The organism is Tepidisphaeraceae bacterium, from assembly GCA_035998445.1.
Classification (GTDB): Bacteria; Planctomycetota; Phycisphaerae; order Tepidisphaerales; family Tepidisphaeraceae; genus DASYHQ01.
Map to the genome: position 1 here is coordinate 16309 of DASYHQ010000039.1, position 13915 is coordinate 30223.

Annotated in this window: 5 protein-coding genes and 1 rRNA gene; 3 read left to right on the forward strand and 3 right to left on the reverse strand. The window is 61.2% G+C overall.

What is annotated here, in order from left to right:
* Window positions 1–226 precede the first annotated feature (226 nt).
* A complete protein-coding gene (locus VGN72_15415; protein HEV7300754.1) occupies window positions 227–3304 on the forward strand; it encodes an ankyrin repeat domain-containing protein in 3078 nt (1025 codons plus the stop codon).
* Window positions 3305–3603: 299 nt separating this feature from the next.
* Here the strand turns inward: VGN72_15415 and VGN72_15420 are convergent, their stop codons facing one another.
* Window positions 3604–4671, reverse strand: coding sequence for a C4-type zinc ribbon domain-containing protein (locus VGN72_15420; protein ID HEV7300755.1), 1068 nt, complete (start codon window positions 4669–4671; stop codon window positions 3604–3606).
* A 406-nt stretch (window positions 4672–5077) separates the two neighbouring features.
* Between VGN72_15420 and VGN72_15425 the strand changes: the two genes are divergently transcribed.
* Window positions 5078–7018, forward strand: coding sequence for a fructose-bisphosphatase class III (locus VGN72_15425; protein HEV7300756.1), 1941 nt, complete (start codon window positions 5078–5080; stop codon window positions 7016–7018).
* 6 nt (window positions 7019–7024) lie between these two features.
* Here VGN72_15425 and VGN72_15430 read toward each other — a convergent pair whose 3' ends face one another.
* Window positions 7025–7933: a hypothetical protein gene (locus VGN72_15430; GenBank protein HEV7300757.1), complete on the reverse strand. Its 909-nt coding sequence runs from the start codon at window positions 7931–7933 to the stop codon at window positions 7025–7027.
* Window positions 7934–8525: 592 nt separating this feature from the next.
* A 16S ribosomal RNA gene (locus VGN72_15435) occupies window positions 8526–10033 on the reverse strand.
* Between the two features lie 1111 nt (window positions 10034–11144).
* Between VGN72_15435 and VGN72_15440 the strand changes: the two genes are divergently transcribed.
* On the forward strand, window positions 11145–13841 hold the full coding sequence (locus tag VGN72_15440) for a DUF4159 domain-containing protein (protein HEV7300758.1): 2697 nt from the start codon (window positions 11145–11147) through the stop codon (window positions 13839–13841).
* Window positions 13842–13915: the final 74 nt, after the last annotated feature.

Genomic DNA, 13915 nt, shown 5'->3' on the forward strand with positions numbered 1-13915 from the left:
GCCGGTTGTACCACGCGTGAGAACGGATTCCACACCACGACTAGACCTGACCTACACGTGCCTCCCTTGACCTTCCCGCCGCGTTCGCTACGCTTTCTTGCGGCCAATCAAGGTGGCCGACGGTCCGCGTGAAGGGAATTTCCCACCTGTTTGGCGTCGTCACAACTTCGCCTTCTTTCCTGCCCTGGATACGCGGACACCGGGCGTTGCCGAAGGAAGGTGCCTCATGTTCAAGTCGCTCCCCGAGCGTCCGAATCTCGATTTCTACCGCAAGGCCGCCCGCAAGCACCTGCACACAATGCGGGTCACGAACCCGCACGCGAACCTCGCAGCGGCCCAGTTGGCCATTGCGCGCGAGAATGGTTTCCCCAGTTGGCGCAAACTACGCATGGCGATCGAGCGCAAGTCGGCCCTTGCGCCGGTGCGGGCGGCGAACGCAACGCTGGAACCGGAACACGTGAAGGCGTTCGCCGACGCGTTGGCGCGCGATCGCGGTGACATCGACGCGATCCGCGCGTTGTTAGATGAATACCCGGCGCTAGCGAACTGTCAGCCTTGGCTACCCCAGTGGCCGCACACGGCGATCGAGGCGGTTGCGCACCAGTGCGTGTGGCATCGCCCGAAGATGCACGAGATCGCCAAGCTGCTGTTGGAGCGCGGCGCCGTCGCCGACCTGCCCACCGTTGCCCGGGCCGGGCTGCTGACCGAGGTGCGCAAGCGGCTGGACGCCAACCGCTCGCTGTTGAACGTGGCCGACGCCAAGGGCCGCACGGCGCTCTACCGCGCCGCCTGCAAGTACGGCGCAATGCCCGAAACCGAACCGGTGATCGCCGAGCTGCTGCGCCGCGGCGCCGAGGTCGACATCTTCACGGCTGCGGCGCGGTTGATGATCGACGAGTTGGAATCCATCCTCGCCGGCGACCGCGGCGCCGCCCGGGCGGTCGATTCCGAAGGCCTGACGGCGTTGCACTGGGTGACGCGCACCGATGCGAACGATCCGCTGCAAGTCGAGATCGCGAGCCTGCTGCTCGACCGCGGCGCGAACGTCGACGCGCCCGCGAAGGAGGGTGACGGCATGGGCCCGCTGCACTGCGCGGCCGAGTGGGCGTCGTCGAACGAGCTGATCGAGTTGCTGATCGACCGCGGCGCCGACGTGAATGCCCGCACGGAAGGTGGCAAGGGTTGGACGCCGCTGGACTTCGCGCTCGATCGCAACCGCGCCGGTGCGCGCGACGTGCTGCGCTCGCGTAACGCGCGCACGCGACAGCAGCTCGATGCGGCCCCCGATGCGTCGGCCGATGGTTTCCTGAAGCTCGTGCACAGCGGCGACCTGCCGGCCGTCGTCGCGGCGCTGGATGCGGAGCCATCACTGGCCAACACGCGCGCGGCCCATCCGCAATGGGGTGGCCGGCCCCAAGCCTTGCACATCGCGATCGAGCGCGGCGATAAGCCGATGTTCGACCTTCTGCTGTCGCGCGGTGCCGATCCAAAGGGTGACAACGCGCTGTACGACCACTGGTCGCCGCTCATGCTTGCGATCCACTGGAAGCGCGACGACATGCGGGCCGAGCTGCTTCAGCGGGTCGATGCCAGCCTGATCGACGCGCTGATGATGGCCGACGACGCTACATCGCTGCGCATCCTGCAGGCCGGCGCCATCATGCTGCAACGCGCGATGCCGAATGACGCAACGATGCTGCACTTCGCCCGCACCCCCGCGGCCGCTGCGCGATTGCTGGAACTGGGCGTGCCGATCGGGGCGACCGATAAGTACGGCAAGACCCCTCTCGACCTCGCCGCCGAGCGCGGTGATCGACCATTGATCGACTTTCTGATCGACCGCGGCATGACCGCGTCGCCGCAAACGTTCGCACGCCTGGGCGACTTGCCGCGCTTGAAGAAGGCCGCGGGGGATGGGCCGATTGATGCCGCCACGCTTCGCGCCGCCATCAACAGTGGCGACGAGAAGCTCGTGAAGTGGGTGCTGTCGCGCGGCGTCGACGTCAATCAGACAAACGACCACGGCGCGACGCCCCTGCACGAGGCCGCGTTTGCGGGACACCTGCCGATCGTGAAGCTGCTGGTGAAGGCCGGCGCGAACGTGCACGCGGAGGACGACACCTACAACGCCGCCGCCGCCGGGTGGGCGCAGCATGCCGCCGAGCATCTCAAGCGGACGGCGTGCGTGGAGGTCAGCGCATACCTCGAGAAGCAGATGGCGAAGAAGTGGTCGGCCAAGGCCCTGCCGCCCCACCGGCAGTCGCACAAGGTGGCGGGTTGGAAGCCGATCATGGATGCCGCCTTCAACGGCGACGCCGCCGAGATCGAGACGCTGCTGACCGCCGGTGCCGATCCGAACATCGTCAGCACCACACCAGCCGCGCATCGGCCGTTGCACCGCGCGATCGAACATAAAAAGACCGCCCCGCGCGGTCCTGGTCACGAGGCGGCCGTAAAGGCGCTGCTGGCAGGCGGGGCCGATCCGAAGCAACGCGCCACTGCCGAGCGCGTGACCGCGTTGGCACTGGCGGCGATGGGTTCACCGGGTTTTGTGCCGTTGCTGGTGGAGGCGTTCCAGCCGTTGGATCTGTTCCACGCCTGCATCCTGCTGGATTTGCCGCGCGTGAAGACGCTATTAAAGGCCGATCCGGCTACCGCGACGGCACGGGATGAGAATGGCTTCACGCCGTTGCACTACGTGACCGCGTCGGCGCACTTCTCGCAGTCGCCGAAGCACCTGGCTAACCAGCTGGCAATCGCACAACTGCTGATCGATAACGGCGCCGACGTCAACGCGACCTACGTCTGGCAAGGCGGCGGTGAGTGGCCGATCCCGGTGCTGTATCGCGCGTGCGGGCTGCACGATAACCCGGCGCTTACGGAACTGCTGCTGAAGGCCGGCGCGCAGCCCTTCGACAACGAGTCGGTCTATCACGCCGCCGATGAAGGCCACGACGCCAGTCTGGCCGCCATCGCCAAGCACGCCGACAAAAAGAAACTGGCGGCCGAGTGCTCGAAGTGCTTGGCGACGCAGATGCACTGGGGCAAGTCGCGCGGCGCCGCTTGGCTTCTCGCCCATAGGGCCGATCCCAACGCGCTTCACGAAGGGTCGGGCAACTCCGCCCTCCACTCAGCCATTATCCATGGCGCCGCCGCGAAGGTAATCACCATGTTGCTATCACATGGTGCGGACCCGAAGCTGAAGAATCGCGACGGGCAGACCGCGATCGATTTGGCAAAGGCTTCGAGCAAGGCTCGGTTGTTGGAACAGTTGAAGTCGTTCAAGAAAGCCAAGGCAAAGTAGGCTTGGTTCCCTCTCCCGGAACGCCGGGAGAGATTTGAGACGTGTCATCCCGATGGGAGGCTTGCCGACCTGAGGGGTCGCCCAAGGCCCCGAACCGTCCGTGGTTCCAGATCCCTCAGGTCGGCAAGCCTCCCATCGGGATGACAACCGGGCGCGAAGCGACAGAGTTTTATCCGTTAGTCTAGCCTGTAGGGTCCGCTCAGGAGGAAGCCAAGGCGGCTTGAGCCGGATTGCGAATGAAAAAGAGCGGGTCCCACACTGTGGGACCCGCTCTCATTCTACTTCCAAAATCTTACTTCCTAATCCATCTGCTTCGGCTGCTCGGGGGCCGCAGGCTCAGGGGGCGTCGACTCGCCAGGGGCTGGATCGGCCGGGGCTTCAGGAGCGTTGAACGCTTCCGGCGCCGCGGGGGCAGCGGGCGTTTCGGGTTCGTCGTCCTGAACTTGAATCGAACGCAGGATGTCCGACGCGTCGCTCTGGCGGCCGGCGCTGGCGGAGGGAATCTTGTCCTTGGCCATGCGCGGGGCGGGCTTGGTGTCGTCGTCATCCTCCACCTGCACCGATCGCAGCACGTCCACCGCGCTGCTCTGCCGACCGGCGGCGGCGGGCGGGGCCTTCTTCTTGAGCTCCTTACGCTCCTTCGGCTTGTTCACGGCCTCGGCCGGCGTCAGGTTTTCGGGAATGTACAAAATGCGGCCACAGCTGGGGCAGAAGACCAGCTCGTCGCGCGTGTGCAGTCGGTTGTAGACGTCGCGCACCAATTCCATGTGGCACGCGTTACAGAGGTATTCCTCGACGCGCTTGTCCGGGCGAATCAGCGGGCTCATGGCCTCGCCGTCGTACCGGTCGGCCAACCGCATGAAGGCGTCGCGGGCGCGGGCGGGAATCTTGCTGGCCAATTCGTCGCGAACCGGCGTCAGCCGGTTCACCTCGTCCTGCAAAGCTTTGGTCGTGTCGCCGATCTGTGATTGCAGCGCAACCAGCTTTTCCTGTTCGCTTGCCAGCGCGGTCTGCGTCTCGGCAGCGGTCGCCTGATCGGTCTCCAGCGACTGCATTACCTTCAACGACTCTTCCTCCAGCTTGGTCTTGTCCACCTTGCCGGTATTGATCTCGATCAGGAACGCCTGATATTCCTTATTGTTACGCGCGGCCTGCTGCTGGGTGCGGAGCTTTTCGATGTGCGCGTCGCGCGACTTCACCTCGAGCTCGTACTGCCCCACCTTGGCCTGCTGCTCGCGAATTCGGGTCTGCAGCCCCTTGAGCTTCTCGCCGGCGTCGGTGACGCGGCGCTGCTGCAAACGGACGTTCTTCGTGGCGGCGTCCAGCCGCGCCTGCGCGTCGCGCAGGTCACCTTCGGCACGAAACAACTGAACCAGAGCGATGTTCGTCGGACCCATATTCGAATTTCCCTCAGCGAAACCAGCAGGGCAACCATTATGCCCAAATGCCCGACGATGGGAAGGGGTGGCCGATTCATTCGGAATTGTCGTTTGCAGACAACGGGGTTGGCGGCGACCAGTCGAGAGTAATCAGTGAGCGAGGCGGGAAGGACCAAGATTCCCGTTTCACCGCCCCCTATCCACTGACCCGGGTCCACTTTTTTCAACCAGCTTTCAAATTCCTTGGTGGGATCACGGTGGCTCTGTCGCGTGAACGGGATTCCCCGCGGTAGGATTGCGACCCGTGCACCGCCGCCGCCGGTTGCTTTCCGATGAAGAACGGAGAGCGTGACCGGGTTCAAACGCCCTTTTCGATTGATGGAGACCGCGCCTCATGGCCAACGAGATCGCTGCCCGCGAGATGGAAATGTCGTACCTGCGGGTGCTGGCCGAGCAATATCCGACCATCTCGGCGGCGATTGCCGAGATCGCGCGGCTGTCGGCGGTGTTGACGCTGCCTAAGGGCACCATTCACGTCATTAGTGATGTACACGGTGAAGACAAGAAGCTGCGCCACGTGATCAACAACGCATCGGGCACGCTGCGGCCGCTCGTCGAGAAAATGTTTGCGCACCGCATGAGCGAGCGCGAGCTGCGAGAGTTTCTCACGTTGATCTTCTATCCCGCCGAGGTCACCGAACGCCTCGAGCAATCGCTGACCGACCCCCAAGCGCTTCGCGAGTACGCGACGCGCACACTGCGATATCAACTGGATTTGGCCCGCCTGCTGGCGTCGCGCTACAGCCTGCGGCGGGCGATCAAGTCTTTCCCAAAAGCCTACGTGGAACTCGTCAGCGAGATGCTGCACACGCACACCGATGACCGCGGTGACTTTCTAGCGGCGTTGGTCGACGAGCTCGCGGAGCGCGGCAGCGCGCTGGAAATGGTGCACGTGATGGGCCGCCTGGTGCGCAACCTGGCGGTGTACGAACTCATCATCGGTGGCGACTGCTGGGACCGCGGACCACGCGGGGACCGGGTGGTCGATTACCTGCGGCAGCAGCCGAACGTCTCGATGATCTGGGGCAACCACGACGCCGCCTGGCTCGGCGCGGCGCTCGGCAATGACGCGCTGATGTGCACGGTGTTGCGGCTGTCGTTGCGCTATCGCCGACTGGCGCAAATCGACGAGGGGTATAGCATTCCGCTCACGCCGCTCGACACGCTGGCGCGCAGCGCGTACGGCAACGATCCGGCGATCCACTTCATGCCGAAAGCGGAAGGCTCACGCCCGAAGTTCCTCGTCGCCCGCATGCAGAAGGCGATCGCCGTCCTTCAGTTTAAGCTGGAGGGTCAAATGATCGAGCGTCATCCCGAGTGGCGCTTGGACCACCGCCGGTTGCTGCACTTGATCGACTACGGCAAAGGGACGATCACGCTCGACGGCCAGACGTATCCGCTGCGCGACACGCATTTTCCGACCATCGACCCGGCCGATCCCTACCGCCTGACGGAGTTGGAAGAGGAGTGCGTCCGCCGGCTGCGCCACAGCTTCAACATGAGCCAGAAGCTGCAGGACCACATGAAGTTTTTGGTCGGCCAGGGATCGATGTACGAGGTGCGCGACGAGCACCTGATCTTCCACGGCTGTGTGCCGTGCGACAAGGACGGCAACTTCCTGCCCATGCCGATCGACGGCCGCGAGTTGAAGGGTCGTGAGCTATTCACAGCCATTCAAAGCGTCGCCGTTCGGGCGTTGGAGAAGCGCCGGCCCGACGATTTGGATGCGTTGTGGTACCTCTGGAGCGGCCCGCTGTCGCCGTTGTTTGGCAAGGACAAGATCGCGACGTTTGAGCGCGACTTCATCGAGGACAAGCACACGCACCACGAGACGAAGGACCCCTACTTCGAGCTGATTCACGAAGCGAGCTTTTGCCGGAAGGTTTTGGCCGAGTTCGGCGTCTGCCCAGACCGCGGGCTGATCGTGAATGGCCACGTGCCGGTGAAGATCGAAAAAGGCGAATCCCCGGTCAAACGCAGCGGTAAGGCGATCACCATCGACGGTGCCTTCAGCGAAGCCTACGGCGACCACGGCTTCACCTTGGTGCTGGAGGCCGACCGCACCCTGCTCGCCAAGCACCACCACTTTGATTCGGTTGAAACCGCGATCCGCGATGGCGTAGACATCATCCCCAACATCACGACCGTACGCGAGGGCCCCGTTCGCCGAATGTCCGATACGGAGCGCGGGCGGCAGATTAAGGCGGACATCGAATCGCTCGGCCGATTGATCGAGATGTATCGACAGAACGTGCTAAGGCAGCGGGAGGTTTGATGACCGCTATCCCTGCGCTGCGACCGGCGGGACGGTAATCTGCGACAAGCCGATCGAGAACGAGGGCACGCGAAGTCCGGAAGATCGATCAAACGCGCCGTTGCCCTTAATCGATGCATGCCCCGTCAGTCCGGCGACAGAGGTGGGTACAGTGCCCGCGGGAAGCAGACCGATCAGAATGGAAAGATCGATCTGACCGTCCACCGTCGCCTCACCGGCACCAGCAGCAAGCGAGCCGCAGGACACTCGCGCGTGCAGATGATCACCGATGTCGATATTCAGTTGAAGCGATGAGTTGGCGATGGTCATCAGATCGTCGTTGCCGTCCAGGCGCCCGGTCCCCTTCAACTGGCCCAGCGAGGCCGGCTGGTCAGTTCGACCGACAGATTCGCAGATGAGCGTAAGGTCGAACCCGTTGTTCGCACGCGACACGTCCATCAAGATACCGTCCACCACGGCCTCGTAGTCGGCTTGGCGGTATCGGACCTGACCACCCACCAGCAGCACTTTCTCCACTTCAACCGCAATGCGGCTGCTGGTGTCCGCGCTATTCTGCGTATGCGTGTCAGGCTTGACGGCGGAATTGGCGTCATCGTCCTCGCCAGGCGGCTCAGGCGCGAGGCGTTTGGGCAGGTTAAATGAACCATCGGGTTGGCGGATGAGGGAAACGATTGGCCGTTCGATTGTGATCGACTTGATGACGATCTCGCCGCGCAACGCTTTGGAGAGCGACAGTTCCGCCCGCAGCCGGTCCACGGTCAACAGCGGCACGCTCTGATCGTCGCGGGTAACGACCCGCATCCCACGTGCATCAATCGAACCGCCCAAAAGCGAAACTCGCAGATGCTCGAACGAAACGTCCGCCCCCAGGAGACTGGAGATACGACGTTGAATGGGGTTCTGGAGAAGAGCCATCGAAAATGTCCCGCTTTGGTGTCGCGCTTATGTCCGAGACATTCAGTCTCGCATCAAAACTTCTCGCTTCAGCCTTAAGCTAACGGACAAGAACCCCGCGTTGAACAGGGACGTCTCATCTCGAGGGGAGGCTTGCCGCCCTGCCGGATCTCCCAAGGCCTAGAACCGTTCGTGGTTCGAGATCCCTCAGGTCGCTTAGGCTCCCATCGGGATGACAACTGTGCGCGATCTGCCAGAGTTTAGTCCGATGGCATTTAATGAAGCCGCCCAGTCTTGGTAGCGATCCGGTGCACCTATGAATCGACGATCTTACACTCGTCAATGGGGTGGACCAGTTGAAACAGTGAAAAGTCGGAAGCGCAATGGACGACAACTGACACGGCCGGCAGAGATGGGAAGAGGTACCAACGAAAAGAGCCCGACCTCTTTCGAGATCGGGCTCTTCTAAAGATCTGCTCTTTAGCAAGTGAATAGTCGGTTTGCCGTACTGTTGATGTCACCACCAAAATCCAGCCGTTTAACGGGCTGACGAGGTTGTGCCTGACATTTAGACCATAGATCGCTCTATGGTAAATTCTAAGTAATCCCTTAGAAAGGAGGTGATCCAGCCGCAGGTTCCCCTACGGCTACCTTGTTACGACTTAGTCCCAGTCACCGAACCTGGCGTAGGGACCTCTGTGATGAGGCCACTTCGGCCATTTCCGGCTCCCATGACTTGACGGGCGGTGTGTACAAGGCTCAGGAACACATTCACCGCGGCGTAGCTGATCCGCGATTACTAGCGATTCCAACTTCACGGAGGCGAGTTGCAGCCTCCGATCTGAACTGGGGCGTTATTTCTGCGATTTCCATGAACTCGCGTTTTAGGTTCGCTTTGTGAACGCCATTGTAGCACGTGTGTAGCCCTGGGCATAAAGGCCATGAGGACTTGACGTCATCTCCACCTTCCTCCGGTTTGACACCGGCAGTCCCCTTAGAGTCCTCAGCATTACCTGTTAGTAACTAAGGGCAAAGGTTTCGCTCGTTAAGGGACTTAACCCGACATCTCACGACACGAGCTGACGACAGCCATGCAGCACCTGTACTAGTTGTACCCCGAAGGGCCTACTCTACTTTCATAGAGATAATCCTAGCGTTTCAAGCCCAGGTAAGGTTCTGCGCGTTGCTTCGAATTAAACCACATGCTCCACCGCTTGTGTGAGCCCCCGTCAATTTCTTTGAGTTTTAGCCTTGCGACCGTACTTCCCAGGCGGTCGACTTAGCACTTTTGCTTCGACCGCAATACCGTCAGAGGTACTGCGATCTAGTCGACATCGTTTACGGCCAGGACTACCGGGGTATCTAATCCCGTTCGCTCCCCTGGCTTTCGTGTCTCAGCGTCAGCACACTCCCAGCAACCTGTTTTCACCATTGGCGTTCCAAATGATATCTACGCATTTCACCGCTCCACCATTTGTTCCGGTTGCCCCTAAGTGGCTCAAGATTCCCAGTATACCCAGCAGTTCCACGGTTGAGCCGTGGGATTTCACAAGATACTTAAGAACCCGCCTACACACGCTTTAAGCCCAGTGATTCCGCCTAACGCTCGGCACCTCTGTCTTACCGCGGCTGCTGGCACAGAGTTAGCCGTGCCTTCCTCTGGAGTAGATCAGAACTTTCTTACTCCTGACAGTGGTTTACATTCCGAAGAACTTCGTCCCACACGCGGCGTCGCTCCGTCACACTTTCGTGCATTGCGGAAGATTCGTTACTGCAGCCCCCCGTAGGAGTCTGGGCAGTGTCTCAGTCCCAATGAGGCCGGCCAACCTCTCAGTCCGGCTACGCGTCGTCGCCTTGGTAGGCCGTTACCCTACCAACTAGCTGATACGAAATCGCCTGCTCCCAGACCGGCGGACCTTTGAACACCTCACCATGCGGTAAGGTGGTGTCATCTGGTATTACCCATCCTTTCGGATGGCTATCCCAGAGTCCGGGGCACATTAGCGATTCATTACTCTCCCGTTCGCCACTGAACACGTATTGCTACGTATTCCGTACGACTTGCATGTCTTAGCCACGCCGCCAGCGTTCAGGCTGAGCCAGAATCAAACTCTTCAATTAAATTTCTTGGCCCCATCGACATCCTCCAACGCCATGCGAGCCTTGCGGCTTGATGACGACTTACGGTTTCAGTGATGGGTTTTATCCTCGAAACGAGTTGATCCATCCCGGTCAGGTTAAGACAAACCCGACCAGTTTGTTACTGCCACTCCGCCGGCTACGACGGGTGGTCAGCCAGCAGAACACAACCGATGAAAGTCATGCTCCACTGGATATTCGCAAAGGCTCAAACATTCTCTAACTGGCTGCCCCAAGTGCGTGACACTTGGGGACTTTCTCAAAATTGATCAAGGAAGATCACTTTGTGGCACCACGAGAATGTTTGAGATCCTCAGATGCGCTAACCAACAGCTTGCCTTGCGGCCCCACTGCTGACTAACGACTTGGATTCGTGCATAAGCCACCATGTACACATGGCTCTTATGCTCACATCCTCGCGGCATTCCGACTATTCACTTGTCAAAGAACTTCACTTAATTTGGTGCCGAATCATATTCTGATTCGTCATCATTTTCAACCTGTTTCGCGAAGATTTTTTTAGTCGTTCGCGTCAGTCAGGTTGTTCTTATAGTACGCTGGCTAACCACTTTAGGTTCGCTACATACTCCTGATTTTCACTCGCGACTTGCGTCGCTTGCGTCATCAGGTTCGACTCGGTTTCCCGAATCGGGTCGCGGATAATATCGTTTCGTTTCGCGTTGTCAACCGGCTGTTTGAAGATTTTTTTAGCGTCTCTTCAAGACAGCAAACTCGACAAAACTACGGCGACGATTCAACTTTCCCGGCAAAGGCCCGAGAAGAATCGTCGGCCAAACAATATCCACTTTTAAAGTTACTTTCGTAACTGGCGGCACCGACCGTCTTTAACCGCCTCAGTTTTGAACACCGAGGCCAGTCGTTGCCGTTGGTTGGTGAACTCGACAGGGGAGATTATGCCGAGCGACTGGCGGTTCGTCAAGGGCTCGTCATCAAACTTTTCGAACCTGTCCCTAATCTTACGGCAATCATCCTGATTGGTTCGCCAACGCGTTCCAAATGCCAAGTTTTCTTTGGATCGGATCGGCAATGCCCGTTACGATCGCGCAACACCCTTTATACAGAACATCTTCCCATGAGCGACACCCAGCGATGCCCCAACTGCAGCAAGCGGCTTCCGCCTGCAAAGACCCTCAAATTCTGCCCGTTCTGTGGAAGCAAACTGAACTTCAGTAAGAGCAGCAAGGCCAATGCTGCGGATGAGCCAGTGCTGCTGGATGACTTCCCTGAGTTGATCGAAGCACCAGTGGCTCCGCTTCCCCCGACACGGCAGCAGAGCTTGGATCCAAGGCTGATCAAGCTCGGTATCTTGGGCGTCTTGTTGCTGGCCGTGGTGGTGGCCGGGGCGTACTTCATCACGTTGATGACCGGAGGTGACAACTCGCTGGCCACGGCGACACCGCCACCGGCGGCTCGACCGGTTGCCCCACCTCCCCTGCTGGAGTCACCGGCCGCAACGGTCGAACCTGCGCCCGCTCCCCTACCGCCGCCCCAGCCAGCTCCGGTGCCGGTCAACCTCGTCACACCGGCGTACGCCAAGCTCATGCCGCAGCCCGCGGTGATGGATCCGAAAGCAGTTGCCGTCACCGGTTCGGCCATCGACGCGTCCATGCGGCGCGGCGTCGGGTTTCTCCTGTCTCAGTACAAGGGGTACCAGCTCGCCGAGGTACAGAACGAGGCTTGGCGCGAAGGCATGCACTGCCTGGCTGCTCAGGCGTTGGTCTACGCGTCATACATGATGGACGACCCGCGACTTTCGCTGCAAGGCGACTTCATGCGCGGCGTGCTGGATTACCTAAAGACGTTCGAGTTCGAGGGCAACTATGAGGTCTACGGTCGCAGCCTTCGCCTGTCGGCGTTGTCGCTGGCCCGTCGCCCGCAGGATCGCCCGATCATGACCGCCGACACGCAGTGGTTGCTAAAGGCGACCGCGTCTGGCGCGTTCACCTACACTGCGGCGCCAGAGGGTAGACACCCCGACGGAATGGACAATTCCAATGGGCAGTACGGCGTGCTGGGCCTCGGCGCGGCGGTCGAGGCGGGATTGATCGTGCCAGGACAGTTTTGGATCGACGTCCACAAGCTGTGGCTCGAACGGCAGAACGAGGACGGAGGCTGGGGGTACTATGCCAATGACAAGCAGTCGACCTCGTCAATGACGGCGGCGGGCGTCACCTCTCTGCTGCTCGCTGCACAACCTGGCGCCCAGACAGGCGTCGGTCGTGATCTGGTCGCCGGTGACGCCGCCGTGCAGCGTGGCATCGCGTGGCTCGCCAAGGGCGACAACCTGACCGAACTCGGACCGCACCGGCACCCTGGATACACGCTGTACGGCATCGAGCGCGCCGGGCTGGCCTCCGGTTACCGCTACTTCGGCGACAAGGACTGGTACCTCACGCTGCTGCCCAAGGCGCTCGCTACGCAGCAGGAGAACGGCTCATGGATCGGAGAGGCCACGCCGATCGGTGAGACCGCGTTTCACCTGCTGTTCATGTCGCGCGGCTCGCTGCCCATCCTGATGTCCAAGCTGCAGTATGAGGGAAAGTGGGATGCCCGGCCGCGCGACGTGTCGCACCTTACCCGCTACGCCGGGACCAACCTCGAGCGAGGGTTCAACTGGCAGATCGTGCCGTTCACCCAGCCGTGGCAGAACTGGACCGGCAGTCCGGTCGTCTTCATGTCCGGCAACGCGCCGCCGAACATCGACGAAAAGGGCATCGAGAACATTCGCGGCTTCATCGAGCACGGTGGTCTGCTGTTCAGCAACGCTGATGGCGACGGGGCCGCCTTCACCGCCTGGATCGAGGCGCTGGCGGCGCGGTTGTACCCCCACTACCCCATGCAGGACGTGCCCGAGAACCACCCGATCTACCGCGTGGCGGCGATCATCAAAAACAAGCAGCCGTTGCGCTACGTGACCAACGGGTCGCGCATCCTCATGCTGCACAGCCCCACCGATGTCGCCAAGTTCTGGCACCCGGTGAACGAGCGCAACAACCCGGACGCTTTCGGCCTAGGCGTCAATGTCGCCGTCTTCGCGACGGCCCGCACGCCGTTCCGCGACCGGTTGCAGCAGATCTTCGTCAGCGACGACGAGCAGGTGACGGCCGAGTTTCCGATCGTGCGCATCCCCAACGATGCCAACTGGAACGCGGAGCCCACCGCGTGGGATAATTACGGCCGCTGGCTGAAGGGCGAGGCCTCCATCGGCATTGCCGCGACGCCCGTCGAGCCGACGAAGTTGGATCCGTTCGAGCAACCCATCGCGCACCTGACCGGCACCACCGCCTACGTTCCGTCAAAGGACCATCTCGACGCGATGCGCAGCTACGTATCGGCCGGCGGAATTCTGTTGGTCGATGCGACGGGTGGCGCCGAGGATGTCGCCGAGTCGATGTTGAAGGTGGTGAACGACCTGACCGAAGGCGCGGAGATGCAGCCACTGACGCCGAAGCACCCACTGATCTCCCCCAGCGGCGACTGGGCCGACGTCGGCGAGGCAACGGTGTGGCCAACCGTCGGCGGTCGACCTGACGGTGTCGATCTGTCGCCACGGGTGGCCAACGTCGGCGAAGGGTTCGTGATCTACTTCGACCGCGACCTCACGACCGGCCTGATGGGCGGCAACGCCTGGAACATGCGCGGCTACACGACCAACTGGGGCCGCCAAATGATGAAGAACCTCATCATCGCGGCGATCGAACGAGGGAAGACAAGAACGAAGGAAGTACCGGCGAGTGGGCCAGCGGCCGCCCCGTCTCCGAACCCGTAACCAAGGGCCAGCAGAGGACAACTCGGGCAAGATGCATTAACCGTGGCATGGGCGTCTCGCCCATGCCACGGTTA